Annotated in this window: 16 protein-coding genes and 1 pseudogene; 9 read left to right on the top strand and 8 right to left on the bottom strand. The window is 41.2% G+C overall.

Features of this window, described 5'->3' with window-relative positions:
• Genes DR017_RS08850 through DR017_RS08815 form a run of 8 tightly spaced genes read left to right on the top strand, consistent with a single transcriptional unit; the run spans window position 1 to window position 10,973 of the window.
• Window positions 1–3,354 (top strand): SusC/RagA family TonB-linked outer membrane protein, encoded by a 3,354-nt coding sequence (locus tag DR017_RS08850; protein WP_002681316.1) that lies wholly within the window; start codon window positions 1–3, stop codon window positions 3,352–3,354.
• Window positions 3,355–3,397: 43 nt separating this feature from the next.
• Window positions 3,398–4,831, top strand: coding sequence for a RagB/SusD family nutrient uptake outer membrane protein (locus DR017_RS08845; RefSeq protein ID WP_002681236.1), 1,434 nt, complete (start codon window positions 3,398–3,400; stop codon window positions 4,829–4,831).
• 36 nt (window positions 4,832–4,867) lie between these two features.
• Complete coding sequence (locus DR017_RS08840; RefSeq protein ID WP_002681265.1) at window positions 4,868–5,947, top strand: putative zinc-binding metallopeptidase; 1,080 nt, start codon at window positions 4,868–4,870, stop codon at window positions 5,945–5,947.
• 33 nt (window positions 5,948–5,980) lie between these two features.
• The gene (locus DR017_RS08835; protein WP_002681264.1) at window positions 5,981–6,961 is read left to right on the top strand and encodes a DUF4302 domain-containing protein; all 981 of its coding nucleotides are present in this window, start codon (window positions 5,981–5,983) and stop codon (window positions 6,959–6,961) included.
• A gap of 4 nt (window positions 6,962–6,965) precedes the next feature.
• Window positions 6,966–7,508, top strand: coding sequence for a hypothetical protein (locus DR017_RS08830; protein WP_002681255.1), 543 nt, complete (start codon window positions 6,966–6,968; stop codon window positions 7,506–7,508).
• A gap of 4 nt (window positions 7,509–7,512) precedes the next feature.
• A complete protein-coding gene (locus DR017_RS08825; RefSeq protein ID WP_002681293.1) occupies window positions 7,513–8,628 on the top strand; it encodes a DUF4856 domain-containing protein in 1,116 nt (371 codons plus the stop codon).
• Window positions 8,625–9,533, top strand: coding sequence for a hypothetical protein (locus DR017_RS08820; protein WP_002681267.1), 909 nt, complete (start codon window positions 8,625–8,627; stop codon window positions 9,531–9,533). The genes DR017_RS08825 and DR017_RS08820 overlap by 4 nt, the downstream gene beginning before the upstream one ends.
• Before the next feature lie 48 nt (window positions 9,534–9,581).
• A complete protein-coding gene (locus tag DR017_RS08815) occupies window positions 9,582–10,973 on the top strand; it encodes a leucine-rich repeat domain-containing protein (RefSeq protein WP_002681238.1) in 1,392 nt (463 codons plus the stop codon).
• Window positions 10,974–11,022: 49 nt separating this feature from the next.
• On the opposite strand, the gene DR017_RS08810 is transcribed toward DR017_RS08815, so the two are convergent.
• The 7 genes and pseudogenes from DR017_RS08810 to DR017_RS14365 all read right to left on the bottom strand — a co-directional run bounded on the left by DR017_RS08810 (window position 11,023) and on the right by DR017_RS14365 (window position 16,040).
• Entirely contained in the window at window positions 11,023–11,361 is a 339-nt protein-coding gene (locus DR017_RS08810; RefSeq protein WP_002681278.1) for a MerR family transcriptional regulator, read from the bottom strand.
• A 29-nt stretch (window positions 11,362–11,390) separates the two neighbouring features.
• Window positions 11,391–12,683, bottom strand: a complete 1,293-nt coding sequence (locus DR017_RS08805) for a gliding motility-associated protein GldE (protein ID WP_040361706.1) — start codon at window positions 12,681–12,683, stop codon at window positions 11,391–11,393.
• A 56-nt stretch (window positions 12,684–12,739) separates the two neighbouring features.
• The gene (locus DR017_RS08800; protein ID WP_040361708.1) at window positions 12,740–13,162 is read right to left on the bottom strand and encodes a single-stranded DNA-binding protein; all 423 of its coding nucleotides are present in this window, start codon (window positions 13,160–13,162) and stop codon (window positions 12,740–12,742) included.
• Window positions 13,163–13,257: 95 nt separating this feature from the next.
• Window positions 13,258–13,719, bottom strand: coding sequence for a hypothetical protein (locus tag DR017_RS08795; RefSeq protein WP_095909109.1), 462 nt, complete (start codon window positions 13,717–13,719; stop codon window positions 13,258–13,260).
• Between the two features lie 203 nt (window positions 13,720–13,922).
• Window positions 13,923–14,990 carry a hypothetical protein gene (locus tag DR017_RS08790; RefSeq protein WP_002682369.1) on the bottom strand — a complete coding sequence of 356 codons (1,068 nt, stop codon included), beginning with the start codon at window positions 14,988–14,990 and terminating at the stop codon, window positions 13,923–13,925.
• A 9-nt stretch (window positions 14,991–14,999) separates the two neighbouring features.
• A pseudogene (locus DR017_RS14370) lies at window positions 15,000–15,545 on the bottom strand (IS630 family transposase); the annotation flags it as partial.
• A gap of 15 nt (window positions 15,546–15,560) precedes the next feature.
• Window positions 15,561–16,040, bottom strand: a complete 480-nt coding sequence (locus DR017_RS14365; RefSeq protein WP_232501580.1) for a helix-turn-helix domain-containing protein — start codon at window positions 16,038–16,040, stop codon at window positions 15,561–15,563.
• 118 nt (window positions 16,041–16,158) lie between these two features.
• Here DR017_RS14365 and DR017_RS08780 point away from each other — a divergent pair, with 118 nt between their 5' ends.
• Window positions 16,159–16,791, top strand: a complete 633-nt coding sequence (locus tag DR017_RS08780; RefSeq protein ID WP_002682371.1) for an HdeD family acid-resistance protein — start codon at window positions 16,159–16,161, stop codon at window positions 16,789–16,791.
• Between the two features lie 241 nt (window positions 16,792–17,032).
• On the opposite strand, the gene DR017_RS08775 is transcribed toward DR017_RS08780, so the two are convergent.
• A complete protein-coding gene (locus DR017_RS08775; protein WP_095909110.1) occupies window positions 17,033–17,494 on the bottom strand; it encodes a hypothetical protein in 462 nt (153 codons plus the stop codon).
• Window positions 17,495–17,547 lie beyond the last annotated feature (53 nt).

The following is a 17,547-nucleotide window of genomic DNA, read 5'->3' as shown; positions in this document are numbered from 1 at the left end:
ATGAACAAACTGTTATACATACTCCTTTTTCTCCTCGTAAGCCTATCTGTTAGCGCTCAAACCTTTACCCTCAAAGGAACGGTAAAAGAAACCAATGGCACTCCGCTGTTGGGTGCGACGATAGTGGTAAAAGAATCACATATAGGCACTAGTACCGATATGGAGGGGCATTTCAGCATCAAAGCGCAAGTAGGGCAAACCCTTGAAGTGAGTTATGTGGGAATGAAAACCCAACGTTTCAAAATCAAAGGGGAGAGCCTGCAAATCGTACTCCAAGAAGAAGCCCAAGCTTTAGAGGGGGTAGTACTCACGGGCTACCAGAAAATACAAAACCGCGTATTTACAGGGGCAGCTGCTTCGGTGAAAATGGACAATATCAAAATGGAAGGCGTTGCCGATATATCACGTATGCTCGAAGGGCGTGTAGCAGGGCTTTCTATCCAAAATGTAACGGGGTCTTTTGGTTCGGCGCCGCGCATCAATATTCGCGGGGGGGCTTCTATCATAGGAAATGTACAACCGCTTTGGGTAATCGATGGGGCGATTTATGAAGATTTGGTGTCCCTCAGTCTTGATCAATTGGTTTCGGGTGATGCGGTTACCTTAGTGAGCTCGGCTATTGCCGGACTCAACGCTACTGATATAGAGGATATACAAGTGCTGAAAGACGCATCGGCTACTTCTATGTATGGAGCGCGCGCCCTCAATGGGGTGATTGTTATTACAACCAAATCGGGCAAACGCGATACGCCTAACCGCATTACGTATAGCTACGAACAGAGTTTTCGCACCATTCCGTCGTATAAAGATTTTGACTTGCTGAACTCGCAAGAAACGATGTCACTCTTGCAAGAGATGAACAGCAAAGGCTATTTCAATTTGCAAAACACCCTTTATGGCAGGCGCAGCGGCATTTACTACCAGTGGTATAAAGGCGTGAGTACCATCAACCCCAACACCGGCAATTACTACTACCCCAATACGCCAGCAGCTCAAGCTGCCTTTATGAGAGAACGCGAATATGCCAATACCGATTGGTTCAAACATCTTTTTTCTATCAACCCCATACGCAGCCATACTATTACATTTAGCGGTGGAGGCAAAAATAGTACAAGTTATGCTTCGTTAGGTTATTATCACGATAGCGGCTGGACGATTACCGATAATGTGAAACGTATCACTGCCAACCTCAAAAATACTTTTTATATCAACGACCAACTAAAAGCTACTTTTACAGCCGTAGGGAATTTACGCAGTCAGAAAGCCCCTGGCACTTTTGCACAGCGTAAAAACACAGCTGTAGGTGCTTTCGAGCGTGATTTTGACATCAACCCTTTTTCGTATGCGTTAGGCACGTCGCGCACTTTGCGACCTAAAGATGCACAGGGTAATTTGGAGTACTACCGCAACAACTGGGCGCCTTTCAATATTTTGGAGGAATATCGCAACAACTATATGAAAATCGATGTACTCGACTTCAAAATACAAGCTGAAGCCTCTTACAAGCTCAATCCGCATTTAGAGGTTACTGCCTTAGTATCCGCACGCCAAGCACAAACACAATCATCGCATTACATCACCGAAAATTCTAATGTTATCAAGGCGTTTCGCGCCAATGAAACCCCTCAAGTAGCCAATGATAATATCTATTTACTCAAAAATAAGGACAATCCTTTAGCACCTCCGCAAATAGCGCTCACCAATGGGGGTATTTTCAATAAAACGGAAACCTCTCTCAAAAGCTATATGGGACGCTTGGCGGTTGATTATCACCGCACCTTGCACGAGCACCACGATCTCAAAGCCTTTGGTTTTGCCGAAATTCGCTATGCCGACCGCACTGTTACGCCTTTCCAAGGCTACGGCATTCAGTATGATCGCGGCAATCAGGTGTTTACCAATCCGCTGATTTTTCAAAAGCTCCTCAACGAGGGTAACAACTATTTTGCTCTTACCGAAAAATACGACCGTGGCATCACCTTTTCTGCCAGTGGTACGTATGGCTATAAAGGTAAGTATATCGCCAATGCCGTGCTGAACTACGAAGGGTCTAATACCGCTGGTCGTGGTACGCGTTCGCGCTGGTTGCCTACGTGGAATGTGGGGGCAAAGTGGAATATAGACCGCGAAGATTTTTTCAACAGCAAAAACATCAGTACCCTTGCCCTGAGAGCCAGCTATGGGCTTACTGCCAAAATGAACGAGCAAGCGATAAATTCTTATAGTGTATTCCAAAACTATGTGCAAAACCGCTACCGCTTTAGCGATAGAGAAAATGCCTTGCGCTTGCTGCACTTAGAGAACCGCGACCTCACTTGGGAGAAGATGTACGAACTGAATCTCGGTGTCGATGCAGGATTTTTCAACAATCGCATCAGTATGTCGGTAGATGTTTATCAGCGTAATTCATTCGACCTTATCGACCTGATTCGCACTTCGGGCATAGGCGGCGAATACTATAAGTACGCCAATTTTGGCGATATGCGCACCCGCGGTATAGAGTTATCTCTGAATACCAAAAACATACAGCAGCAAGATTTCCAATGGGCAACTACTATCTCGTTCAGCTATATGAACCAAAAGATTACCCGTTTGCTCAACACTCCTAACACTTTCGATATGGTATCGGGTACAGGGCGCGGCAATATCGTGGGTTACCCTAAAGGCTCATTGTTTTCGTTCAACTATCAAGGAGTGAACCACCAAGGCTTACCTACTTTTGATTTTGGATTGTATCCCCTTAACAACCGCGCAAATGCCAATGTAGTAGGCGCTGATTTTCTCGACACACAGTACTCAAAATCTTACCTTATCTATCACGGCTCAGTAGAACCTAATGTGATTGCAGGGCTCTCTAACACTTTTACTTACAAAAACTGGGAAGCCTCTTTCTTTATCTCGGCGCAAGCGGGAAATAAAATCCGCTTGAACCCTACTTTCGATCCCGCTTTTGGCGATTTGAATGTCTTTTCTAAAGAATATTACAATCGCTGGTTGCATCCTTACGATGAGCTCCGTACCGAGGTGCCCTCATTGCCTTCACAGAGTCTTATCAATCTCATTGGCAAGGAGAATATAGAGCGCGCTTATAATACGTACAACTATTCTCAAAATCGCGTAGCCGATGGCAGCTTTGTGCGTATGAAGAGTATATCATTGGGCTACCGCGTACCCAAAAAGGCTTTGGAACGCTATGGTATGAGCAGCCTCACCGTGCGAGCGCAAGCCACTAATCCATTCCTTATTTATTCCGATAGCAAACTCAACGGTCAAGACCCTGAGTATTACAAGTCTGGAGGGGTATCACTGCCTACCCCCAAACAATATACCTTGTCATTCCAAATAGGATTTTAATGAATTAACAATTAACAATTGAAAATTAATAGTTTAAAACTGAATGAAACATTTAATTTACATATTTTCTTTGTTATTGCTAAGTTGCAACTATTTAGACAAAGACCCCGATGCCTCTCTAAATGTTCCCCTCGATTCGGAAGAAAAAATAGCCGAGCTTCTTACGGGGGCTTACCCCGATGCGAGCTATTTCCCTTTCCTCGAAACCCGCACCGACAATGTAGCCGAACGCGAAAATGGCGTGCATACCCGTTTGAATGAAGCGATGTACCGCTGGGAAGATGAAGACCAAGAAGACCTTGATGCGCCTTTGTTCTATTGGAATAGTTGTTACCGAGGCATTGCACAAGCTAATAAAGCCTTAGAACTTTTAGCCCGCTACCCCAAAACCGAACGCGTAAAAGCGCTCTATGGCGAGGCTTTCTTGCTCAGGGCTTACCTGCACTTTATGCTCGTGAATATTTGGGCAGAGCCCTACAAAGGCGAAGCCTCTAAAAACGATATGGGGATTCCTTACCTCACTACGCCCGAGAAAAACGCTTTGGTGCAATACAGCAGAGGCACTGTGTATGAGGTTTATCAGAAGATAGAAGAAGACCTTAAATTAGGAATTACCTTAGTAAGTGATGCCTATTACGCCAAACTTAAGTTTCATTTCAACAAGCGTGCTGCTTATGCTTTTGCCTCGCGTTTCTATCTGTTTAAAGGCGAATGGCAAACCGTGATAGACTATGCTAACTATGTACTTACGCAACCTAAAACGCAGTTGCGCCACTGGAAAAAAGACTATTACGATGTGTATGCTTTCAATAATCGTCCATATCTCTACCAGCGTTATACCCAGCCTGAAGAAGAAGCAAATTTGCTCATCACCACCGTGCAATCGCGTTGGGCAAGAGAGCTCCCTACGGCTAAGTACGGATTTACTACCCAACTGATGAACAATAACGCTGCCTACTACACGCCAGCGACCTCGCCCACTCCTGTGTATAATGGGATGTATATCGCCAAGTTTGATGAGTTGTCGCTCTTTGGTAGTACCGGTAGCAAACCTACTGATTTGTATGTATCAAACGTACTACTTACTACCGATGAGGTGATGCTCAACCGTATGGAAGCTTATGCTATGCTCAAAAACTACAACCAACTACTCTTAGAATATCGCGAATTTCAAAAAATAAAGTTCGATAATCCTCGCAATATCACCGTGGAAGACCTTATAGCCTCTACCGATGACGATTATCGCAACTACTCGCCTTTCTATGGGCTTAGCATTCGTCAGTTAGGAGCAATCAAGAATATCGCTTTTCTGCGTCAATGGGAATTTATGCACGAGGGAATGCGTTGGTTAGACATCAGGCGTTTTTACACCCCTGTAAATCGCACTAATGAACCCCTCCAAAAAGAGGATTTGCGCAAAGTGATACAACTCCCTATAGAAGCCATCAACCGCGGTTTGCCTGCAAACCCGAGGTAAGTGGTCGTAGCACGACAAGCAATAAATAAAACTTATATGAAAAACCTTTTAAAAATAGCACTCATTACGGTATTAATCCTCACAGTGAGCTGTCAGCGTGAAAAACTTTCTACACAAAGCGTTGTAGATACCGAAACCGCTCAGCAAGCCTATACCGATTTAGACAAGTGGATAGAAACCAATATCACCTTGCCTTATGGCATTGCTGTGGAATACCGTTGGGACAAAAACACTGCCCCTAAAGGCACCTATACCTATCCGCCCGAAGTAAGCAAAGTAAAACCGGTACTCGAGGCTATTAAATACCTATGGCTCGAACTCTATAGTGAGCCCTCTTTAGGAGGGGCTAATTTCTGGAAAGGGAAAGCTCCTTTGAAAATATATCTCTACGGCGGTAAAAACATCGATGGCAACGGACAAGAGCTCATCAATAGCAGTGCGGTAGGGCGTGAATTCCATTTGTATAACATCAATAATTTCGACCCTCGCGACAAGAATAAAGTATATGTGCTGATGCGCATTGTGCATCACCAATTTGCTCGCTTGTTGGGCGATGAGCTATACCCTTACGACCGTCAGGCGTTTTTGAATATCAGTCAGAAGGATTATCGCGCGAGTTCTAACAAACAGCTATACGGCTTTCCTAATGATGATACTGCCCTTTATGCTTTGCAGTATTACCCCAAAAAGCGCGACTTAAACAACTGCAATAGGGCCTTGCCTTTTCAGTATTTTGCATCGCTTACCCAATGCCAAAATGCACACAACCAAGCAGGTATAGATGAGGAATGCTACTATTGTAATTTTACCCAAAGCACGCCCAATCACTACGGATTTATCACCTTTCAAGCAATGCTTTCAGCCGAAAACGATTTTGCCGAGATGATAAGCGTACCCCTCACCAATCTCAACACCCAGATAGAGATAGCCAAAAATATTGCGAAGACTCCTGTAGATAGCACGGATGAAGAAGCACAACGAGCAGCCTTATCGTATAACAACCTACTGAAAAAAGAAGCCTTCATCACCGATTATTTCAACAAAAAAGTAGGGTTCAGTTTGAAGCGTTTACAGCTCTTAAGTCTCCAACGCCTCAACCGTTTTAATAATAGGTAAAAGTGAAGAGTCTATAAAATAAATGAATCATATATGAAATATCTTTTAACAACAGCATTTATTGCGCTTCTTTTGGCATCTTGCCAAAAAGACCACAATGTTTTTGAGCAATCGCCCTCAGAGCGAATGCTCCAGCAGCGCATTGCCTTGCAAAAAGAACTCACCGAAGCGCCCTACGGCTGGAAAGTGCTCTACTTCCCCCGTACTGATTCATTGCTGTTTGCTAACCCTACCAAAGCTGAAAAAAGAAGTGATTCGCGCTATGTAGAAAAACTCTTAAACCAAGGTTTTGGTGGTTTCTATTTTTTGATGACCTTTCACAAAGACAATACAGTAGCTATACAAGCCGACACCCATAGCGAAACGCTGCAAACCGTCAAAACAAGTGAATACACCCTTAGCCAAGAGGCGCAGTTACAGCTCTCGTTCACTACCTACAACTACGTTCACCAATTAGTAAACAACCGCTTTCGCGCCGCTGCCGATTGGCTGTATGTAGGCAAAGATACCTTGCAGAATATGGTCTTCAAAACAGCCTCGTATGCCGACCCTGCCCGCGAGTACATTGTGTTTGAAAAACTCAAAACAGCCGACGATAAACAACAGTTCTTGCAAAAAGCCTATAACAACCGACTCTTTTTCGAGCAGATGCAAAACCCTCAAATAGTTATCAAGCGGGGTAGCAAAATCTACTACAAAAGTGATGTATACCTAAAAGGCAATAATTTTGGGCTTAACACGCCTTTCTTAGAGGGATTTGTTGCCAATAGGTATTACGTATTTGAGTACCGCACTAATCCGCAGGAAGACCCCTCAACAGGTAGGTATAAAAGTCAGTTTATAGGCTCAGGCTATGTAGGTACTGAAAGCGGACTCACCTTTAGAGCAGGCTTGCGCTACAACAAGTCGATTATATTCTACAACTTTGTGAGAGAAGGCAACCGCTTTGTAGCCCATCATCGCGATAACAAAGGAATTGCCACTGGCTACACTGCTGAAATATTTGAAAATTGATAAAATGAAATATATAAACAGTATCATTGCGCTTTTGCTGCTCATAGCCTGCAATAGCAAAGAAGAAGATCCTACTCCAGAGGATTACCAAAAGCTATTTCCTTTCAAAGGAATTGAAAAACCTACCATTAACTACGAAGACCTTGTGCATAAACAATGTGATATAGAACATTTTGTATACCCAAGTATTGATGCTCCCCAAGAAGCACGTGAGTATATGGTAACCCTCACTTATCAATGTCAGCGAGGAGAAGGCAATGTTCGTGACCCACGCTATTATGTGTGTTATGTAAATGCCAATAAAGAGCGCGTGGTACTCAGTGCCACCACTACTGCACAAACGCTTACCTTTACCCTCCCTTCAGGTTATCCGCTGTATCTCGGTGTGTATGGAGGGGGAGAAAGAGAATCGCGCGTGAGTGCCCAGCTCACTGCCGTCGATACCCAAGGTGTGGTGAATATCCCCACCTTGCAGTACATTGCAGCCCAAAACACCGATGGTACCGATAATATAACCCCTTATTGCGAATATATAGTATTGCCTTAAGATGATGAAAACAAAACATATACTATCATATTTTTCACTGCTGTTGATTACCATAGCTTGCCAAAAAGGCGAAGGCGAGACTGTGGAGACTGCTAATATCTTGCGTCCGCAAGCCGATATCCCCTACACTTTCAGCCGCAATGGGCAGTCGAGCGTTGATGAACACAGCGTGAGCTTGTTGCGCGAACCTTTGGAGATTATTGAAAGGCGTTTGCTCAACGGTGCTATTTCTAATTTTACTTACGACGAAATTCTGCGTTACTACAATGAGGGGACTTCCTACGTAAAACCCGCTGATGAAGTAGCCTCCTCACCTTTGGCTGCTACTGCCCAAGTGAGAGAAGATGTGAAAAATCTCTTTCTCGTAGCCAAAAACATTCCGCTGCGCGAAGCCCAGCAAGGCGTTTCTGGTGATGCAGGTCGTAGAATAGGCGATGCCGATCGCGTGTATGTAGACGAAAAAGGTATTGCGCCTGCACAAGTGTTTATATACACTATAAACGGAGCTCTCTATTTAGATAAAATTCTCTTATACCACTTGGATGAGCGTTTTTTCTCCGATGCTACCCTGCGCCGCGAACACCAAAACGTAGTCTTGCCCGCCGGAGAGAACTACACCCAACTCGAACATCATTGGGATTTGGCTTATGGCTATTTCCTGCATCTGCAATCGCTCACCCAGTCCGATGGAGTAGCGGCTTTGGCAGGCGCCGAACGCAAAATTCGCAATGCTTTTGTACAAGGGCGCATAGAGTTAGGGCGCTATCGCTATGAAGCCTTGTATGAGCAAATGCGCATCATTCGCAAAGAACTCTCCAAAGTGATGGCTATTCGCACCATTCACACCCTTACTGGGGCAAATACCCTTGCCAATTACAGTGAATCGCCTAAGCAGGCTTTCAAATACTTGTCGCAAGGCTATGGATTCCTATACACATTGCAATTCACTCGCAAACCCGATGGCAGTCTTTATTTTACTTACGACGAAGTAAAAGCCCTCCAAAACCAACTTATAGCAGGTACCGGACTTTGGAATAAATCCCGCTTGTTAGCCCCTGCCGAAATTGTAGGGTCACTTAAAAATATCACACAACAAATCGCTGAACGTTACCAGTTATGACAAAAAATATACTCTTATGCCTCTTTGCCATAGTGCTATGCGCCTGCGAAGATAAAACAGATACCACCGACCCTATCAAAATAGGTACCGAGAGCAGTTCGCTCACTCAGCTCACACTCTACCCTCAGAGTCAGCACGATATATTGCTCTCAGGAGGCAACCACAAGTACACAGTGAATGTTGCTAACAGTCGTTTGGCAAGTGCTTCTATCAGTCAGGATACCCTGAAGATAAAGAGTTTTCAAGAACAAGGAACTACTTATGCAATCATTCATTCACACGACCAAACCGCGCGCTTGGAGATTAACGTCCGCCCTAACGAACTCAGTTTTTCAGCTGATGAAGTAACCCTTGCCCCTACCGATATCAATAAAACCATACGCTTAGGAGGCGGTGATATTGTGAGCCTCACCACTACCGACCCCGATGAGGTGATGAAAGTTACTTGGAACGGCAGTAGTGGGATTGTAGAGATAAGAGGTAAAGCCGAAGGGGTAGCCACCCTCACCGCTACCTCGGCAGGACTCGCCCCTAAAGAGCTGAAAGTGAAAGTGCGTTGTATAGATGAAAAAGGCTTTCTCAATCAGTTGGGCGTATACCAGAACACTAGTCGCTCACTTAGCCAAGCTATCAACCCAGCGCGTATTGTTAAAGACCCTACCACAGGCACTTTCTTTTCGGGGCGTGCTAATATCAATGCGCTTAACAATTGGTATTACAAAATTCCGCCTATTGAGCATCCAGTAGCAGGCACTTATATCAATTTGCTTATCGAATACAAGAAGTTAGGAGGGGTAGCTACTCGTGAAAACCTTAAATTTTATGTAGAAGAAGTGCGTACCGCTACCCAAGAAGTAGTTTTGCGCGGTAAAACCCTAAAAATAGTAGTGCCCTATTACAATTGACAAAAAACAAACCCATAGAGTCTAATTTTAATTTTATATATATTTTTTATGAAAAACCTCAGATTTTTAACCTTAGGGCTTGCCTTGATAGCCCTTCTTTTTACAGCTTGTAAAAAAGATGACAACAACGGTGGCGAACAAGCCCCTCAGCGACTTACTTTAGAGAAATCGGCAGTAACCGTAAAACTAACTGAAAGCGCTATAGTGCGCATCACTTCAGGCAATGGCGATTATAAAGTAGAGAGTGCCGATAAAAACATTGCTACAGCAGCAATCGAGCAAAACAACGTGAAAATCACAGCAATAGCCGAAGGACAAACCACTCTCACAGTATCCGATGCTAAAGGACAAAAAGCTGCTATAGCTGTAACCGTTGAAAGCAATATCGACCCTAGCGAAAGACTTTCGGTAGAAAATCAAGAGCTCACCCTTGTAAACGGAGAAGAAGAAGTGAACAGAATCCTCAATGCCGAACACAATGGCAATATGAATCTTTCTTTCACTATCACTCCTGCGGGAAGTGTGAGTGTTACTGTGGAAACCCGCATTGTAAATGGTAACCCCGACGGTAAAAACCTACGTGTAAAAGCCCTCAAAGTAGGTACTGCTCAAATAGCAATAAAAGATAACACAAACAATCAAACTACTTCTTTCAAAGTAACTGTTACCGCTGCCGAGCTTACAGTTGCCACAGCTACTACCGAAATAGAAACTGAAGCAACTACTGAAATCCGTATCAACACTGGTAACCCTGATTATACCATTACTTCTTCAGCTGATAATATTGCAACTGCTGAGGTAAAAGAAAAAACTGAAAAAGTTGCTGGTAAAAACGATACGCACCACTATGTAATTATCAAAGGAGTAGCTGCAGGTACTGCTACTATCACCCTTAAAGACAGCCAAAACAAAACAGTAGCCATCACTGTAACCGTAAAAGCTAAAGATGATATTTTTGAAGTAAGTAATGACGGTGTAGTAACCCTCAAAGCAGGAGCTACTGCTAAAGGAGCTATCAAAATGCCTGCTACAGGAACAAGTGTAGGAGCAAGTGCTTTTTCTAGCAATGATGGTATTACCTCTGTTGATTTTAACAACGTAACTAAAATAGGAAAAAGTGCTTTTCAATCATCTAAGACTCTTGTTTCTATTGTGGGAACTAAGATACAAGAAATAGAACAAGCTGCTTTTGCCCTATCTTCTCTTAGCGAAGCTACCCTACCTGCTACCCTAACTACTATTGGCAAAATGGCGTTTATGAACTGCAAAAAATTGACAAAAGTAACTGTGCTAGCTACAACTCCTCCTGCAGTACAAACTAATACTTTTAACGGCATCAATGCTAATGCAGTACTTTATGTACCTAAAGGGAAAAAGGCTGACTATGAAGCGCAAGCAAACTGGAAAAGTAAATTCAAAGAAATTAAAGAACTCGAATAATTTAATCATTAAATAAGAAAACGGAGTCGCAATCCTGCGACTCCGTTTTTTATTCTCCTAAACTCTCTTTGATGTTGATGAGTGTTTGTTTGATATGTTCTAATTTCTCTATAAGGGCGAAATTGTCGAGTGTTTTTTGTTTTTCTTCTTTTAGGCGTTGGCGCGCTCCTTCAAGGGTAAAGCCGCGCTCTTTTACTAAGTGATAAATCAGCTTGAGTTTTTGAATGTCGTCTGCTGAGAATTTCCTACTGCCTGAGGTTGTTTTACGCGGACTGATAATCTCAAACTCTTTTTCCCAAAATCGTATCAGCGAGGCATTTACGCCAAATGCCTGCGCCACTTCGTTGATACTGTAATAGAGTTTTTCGGGTAAGTTGATATTAGGCATATTAGGTTTCAGGGGTTAGGTTTCAGGTTTTAGGGGTTAGGGGTTCTGATGATTTTTACTTGCTTGATGCGTTTTTTATCAAAGGCTTCTACAATGAATTTGTAGTTGTTGAAAAGAATAGGGATTCCTTTTTGAGGGAAATTACCTGCTATCTCTAAAAGGAAGCCGGCAAGTGTTTCGGCATCACCGCGTTTTTCGTCAAAAAGAGCCTCTTCTTCATCGTTGAAATCAAGGATGCGATAGAAATCCTTTAACACTGTTTTTCCTTCAAAAATAAAGGTGTTATCATCTACTTTGAAGTAGGTTACATCATCGTCGTCAAACTCATCGTTGATACTGCCTACAATCTCTTCGATAATATCCTCTAAGGTAATCACGCCACAAGTGCCTCCATACTCATCAACCACTACGGCGAGGTGTATTTTCTTTTCTTGGAACTCGCTGAGCAAATCGTCGAGTTTTTTGTTTTCAGGCACGAAAAAGGCGTTGCGTTTTACACTATTCCAATCGAAGTCGGTTTTATCTAAGTGAGGCAAGAGGTCTTTGATGTAAATCACCCCTGTGATATTGTCTAAACTCTCGCGATATACGGGAATGCGCGAATAGCCTATGGCTACAATTTCGTTGAGCAATTCCTGATAAGAAAGTTCTTCGCTAAGGGCAAAGATATCTACGCGGGGCACCATTACTTCGCGCGTTTCGGTATTGCCAAACGACACGATGCTTTCCAATATTTTCTTTTCCTCATTGGTGGTATCTTCTTCCGAGGCAAGTTCTAAGGCTTGTGAGAGTTGCCCTATTGAAATATTGCTTTTCTGTTTGCCTAAACGCTTCTGAATCCATACTGTAAAGGCTTTCATCGGTACGCTGATGGGGGTAAAAACTGAATCGAGTACATAGATAAAATAGCCTACCCGCTGTGCAAACTGTATGTTGTTGCGATTGGCATAGATTTTAGGCAGAATTTCGCCGCAGAGCAAGAGAACAAAGGTTACTACCCCCACATCGAGTACGGTTCGCACCCAAGGAGTGGTAATGCCGCCAAAGAGGAAGTCGCCTAAATCTACGAAGAGGAGTACGATAGAGATATTTACTAAGTTGTTGGCAATAAGCACTGTTGCCAAGAGCTTTTTGGGGTTGTCTACGAGCTTGGCAATGATATTGCTAGAAGGTATTTTCTCCTCACGGAGGGTATTCACTTCGGCAGGAGTGAGTGAAAAGAGAGCTACTTCAGCTCCTGAGATGAGAGCCGAGCACAGCAATAGTACTACAAACACTGCAAATTGAATAACGATACTCACATCGATAGCTAAGAAAGGCATCAATGAGAGTACCGACAAAGGTTCTGTTTCCAAAATATTATTATTTCGTTATACATTTAGAAAGGCGGCTGGGTGCTTACCGGAGGTTCATATCCTTTAGGTTCAGCCGTTTTAGGGGCAGTTTTGGGTTGCCCATCGCGTTTGGGGTTTGGTAGAAAAGTTACATCAGTAGCGTGGATTTCAGTCATATAGCGCATTGCGCCGTCTTCCGTTTGCCATTTGCGCGTTTTGATGCGCCCTTCCACATAGATAAGGTCGCCTTTGTGAGTGTATTTTTCTACGAGTTCAGCGAGCTTGTTGCGCACGATGATAGTATGCCATTCGGTACTGCTCATACGCTCGTTCGTAGCGCGGTTAGTATACTCATCATCAGTGGCTAAGGGGAACTGACCGATGCAGTTGCCTTCGCTAAAATACGTAAGTTTTACAACATCTCCCATACGACCTATGAGAATAACTTTATTTAAAGTTCCGTTCATTGATAAAATATATAAATATAGAGTTGATAATCAAAATATTTTTCAAAAGTACAACTTTTTTTCTACTTACCAAAATTTGGAGATGAAAATTGCTATTAATAGTACTCATAAATGATAAAGCGACCTTGGGAGTTGGTGGGGACTTTTATTTTCTTTTCGCCTTTGATGAAGTGGAAATTGCGATGTGTTTCCCCATTGTCGATGATGGCGCCGTGCTTTTTGTCTATTTTGATATGGAATTCGTACATATCGGCTTCAAAAGGCAGGTCTTTGCCATAGGTATTATAGCGTTTGTGAGGGATATAACCTTCTGAACCTCCGCTGTAAAACTCAAGAGCTGTGCCTCGGTGGTCATATTTGGTTACATATTCGCCATAATATTTTTCACCTTTTAACGTATAGAGTCTGCTTGGGGCTAAAGAAATGTTTTGATTGGCGTGCAATACGTACTTTGCTTTGATGTACTTCACTTGCTGTAAGGAGTCTAAGGCTTGTGGTGAGAGTTGAGCAAAGGTATTGGCAATACAAGCAATAACGAGTAAGAGTGTTAATTTCATAGAGTATAAGTTTTAATATTTTTACATTTCTATCAAATGACCATCAAATAAAAATTAGGACTTTATTCAGCGTACAAAGATAAGGAATAATTTCTATTTTTCCTGCTTCCAAAATTTGGTGATGAAATTTATAGGATTGAGAAGAGGAGTGATGGTATGTGAAACATGAATTTTCACTTGACGGTGATTTAGGTGTAAATATTCTATTCCTCTCTTTCAAAAATGTACAAGTTATCTTTTATATCTTTGATATACAATTTATTACCACTCATATACAAGGGTTGGGGGGCAACTAAACGATTGCGAGTAGCTTTTCTTTCTTCAAAAGGAAAAAGTTCGTATTCCCATACTAACTTTCTCGCCTTGTAATCAAAAATACCTATCCAACCTATACCTCCATATTCTTTATGTTTAGAACCTAAAAAAGTGAAATAATCACCTTGAAGGAGAGGGGTGTAAACAGACTCATATTGTCCCATTCCTTCGGGGTCTTCCTCGCGAAAATTATATTCTTCTTTTATGGCAAATGTTTGAGTATCTATAATGGTAACCATATTATATGACATACAATACAAATTTCCGTCTTCTTCTTTTATATAAATGTGTCCAAAAGCCTTGTTTAAATGATAATTATATTTCTCATCTGTTGTATGAGGAGAGGCTACTTTTTGGACTTCCCCTGTCTGTATATCTAAGGCAATAAGTCGACCTAAGTTGGTTACTATCCATAGATAATTGTTAGTAATGCCTAAAAATTTTCCGATTTTATCTTCTTCATCAGGATAAGGAGAATCCCCTAAGGAAGCAATGGTAAATTGCCAAAGTGTTTCTGTATCGGTATTGATACGCTTTATCTCTCCCTCGAAAATATCATACGCTATAATGATATTTTTTTCTACATATAGCTTATATGGGATATACTCTTTGAAAATTAGCTGGTTAATCTCTAAATCAAGAATATTGAAGTAATTTTTGTAATCTTTTTTATCAAGATAATACTTCCAAACCCATTTATCATTAGAAGGAGATAATAAATCTGCTTTTTCAATAGTTTTTAAAAGTATCCCATCTTGCCATATTTTTAAACACCTTGCTCCATCTACTGTGAAGATTTTTTGACCTATTGCTATTATGTCTAATGGTACTTTTTCTAAAGGTATAAAGACCTCATTAAAAAGTATTCCTTTAGTAGGTTCATCTACTGAATAGACCTCTGTTTTTGGGTCAAAAGCTTTTACTTTTTGGATTTCTTTTATTTTTCTAAACTTCATAAATTATAGTCAAAAAGAAATGGTTTGCGAATTTATCAAACGGAAATTGAGAGTTAGAAGTGACTCTAACTCCTTTTTATAAGTATGTATATTATCAAAGAAATTCCTTATAGCATCTCGGAATTCTGTCTTGTTCCGATAGAAACCCGTATTGATTACTTTTTTTCGTAAGAATTTCCACAAGCGCTCTATTAAATTGAGGTTCGGAGAGTATGGAGGCAAGAAAATTTGCTTAATTCTATTATCTTCTACCCAGTTTTGAAGCTCTTTATTGTGATAATAGCGAACATTATCGGATATAATATAAATATTTTTAGCGTTTGGATGCTTTTTAAGAGCTAATTCGTAAAGTTCTTTTGTTGATTCTGCATTAACGCATTCACAATCAAGAGCTATTACATCTGTAACATCATAAGCATTAAGCAAACCATTGATATTCACTCTATCACGCCCACTAACTGTTGGTTGTTGAAACTCTTTACCTTTCTCTATCCAAGCATAAGTGGAACGGCTGTTGTGCGTAGGATGAACACCATCGGCAAAATACACCACATCCCCTTCTTCCTTTTCTTAAAGAATTTTAGAGAGCGCTTCAGCAAATAGTTTTTGTTTTAAAGGATCCGCCTCACAAGGCACTTCGGTTGTTTTCTTATAGGAAAAACCAATTCTGTTAAGTAAATCAGCCATTCCTTGTGGAGTATAGGTAACTTCAAAAGTGTCTTTAACCCATTGAGATACTTGTTTTGCATCTGTATAAAGATGTGTGCGTAACTCTTGTTTTAAGGATTCTATTTGAAAAATATTAAGCAGACCTTGATAACCTCTATAACGATTCTCAAGGAGTTTATCTAGTCCTCCTTCAAGATATAAGGAACGATAACGATAAATAGTAGAAATATCTATACCCAAGCAATCAGCAACAAAAATAGGAGTATTGCCCATAGAAAGCATCAAAATGCAGGTAACTCGGGCATAATCCGAGCGACCTTGCAAGTTGCGTTGGAGCTTTCTAAGTTCCTCTATTTCTGTTGGTGACAGTGTTAGTTCCATAGACAGTGCAAAGATAATATATCTTTTATTTATTCGCAATTTAAATTTGTTTGAAAATATTTTGCTAATCAAAAAAATATCCTTACATTTGCGTCATTAATTTTTAAATGATAAAGTTATGTTGCATTTTTTCAAATCCATCAGAAGATCAGTAAAACACTGGTACATTCCCCTTATATTAGGGATTTTGTTCATTCTTTGTGGTATAGGGGTAATTATATCACCACAAGATTCTTATCTTACCCTTTCAATACTCTTTAGTCTTTCGTTCTTAGTATCGGGGATAATTGAAACCTTCTTTGCCCTACAGAATACTAAAAATCTTAATGGTTGGGGCTGGTATTTGGTAAGCGGACTTATTTCATTGATAATGGGTATCTTTTTACTTATGTATCCTGCCCTATCAATGTTTATATTACCATTGGTAGTAGGTTTTACGTTGCTATTCCGTTCGTTTGAGCTACTTGGTTTTGCCTTCGAAGAAAAAGAAGCAGGCGTACTGAATTGGGGGAACTTAGCCATAGTGAGCGTATTGAGTATTATCCTCTCGTTCATTTTGATTGCTAATCCTATCTTTACAGGTATCTCATTAGTAGTATTCACAGGTTTAGCATTTATCTCCACAGGTATTTCATCTGTAATACTTTCGTTCAATCTGAAAAAGTTAAAAGGTTCTGCTCAAAAGTTATCAGATGATTTAAAGAACCGCATAGAAGACCTCGAAAAAGAAGTGAAAGAAGCTACGAAATAACAGCAAATTAGTAAAATACCACTGGCACAAGTCTATAGTTATACCTATGATTACAGAGCTATAGTGCTTTTTTGCAGAAAATACCTCCAAAGAATTAAATACTCTTTGGAGGTATTATGATTTTATAATTGACGCCCCCTGCTGGCGCGAGCTTGTAGCTCGTGCTACTATAAATAACTCTATTGTAACACCCTGCTATCGCTGGCTTTCCTACACCACACACTTTAAAAGCGATTGATTATCATAAATACTCATAAATGATAAAGCGACCTTGGGAGTTGGTGGGGACTTTTATTTTCTTTTCGCCTTTGATGAAGTGGAAATTGCGATGTGTTTCCCCATTGTCGATGATAATGCCGTGCTTTTTGTCTATTTTGATATGGAATTCGTACATATCGGCTTCAAAAGGCAGGTCTTTGCCATAGGTATTATAGCGTTTGTGAGGTATATAACCTTCTGAACCTCCGCTATAAAACTCCAGAGCGCTGCCTCGGTGGTCGTATTTGGTTACATATTCGCCATAATATTTTTCACCTTTTAACGTATAGAGTCTGCTTGGGGCTAAAGAAATGTTTTGACTGGCGTGCAATACATACTTTGCTTTGATGTACTTCACTTGTTGTAAGGAGTCTAAGGCTTGTGGTGAGAGTTGAGCAAAGGTATTGGCAATACAAGCAATAACGAGTAAGAGTGTTAATTTCATAGAGTATAAGTTTTAATATTTTTACATTTCTATCAAATAACCATCAAATAAAA

The sequence above is a fragment of the Capnocytophaga sputigena genome, from assembly GCF_900446695.1.
In the GTDB taxonomy this organism is placed as follows: Bacteria; Bacteroidota; Bacteroidia; order Flavobacteriales; family Flavobacteriaceae; genus Capnocytophaga; species Capnocytophaga sputigena.
Note: the sequence above shows the minus strand (reverse complement) of the source record. Positions and strands in the feature narration are given on the sequence as shown.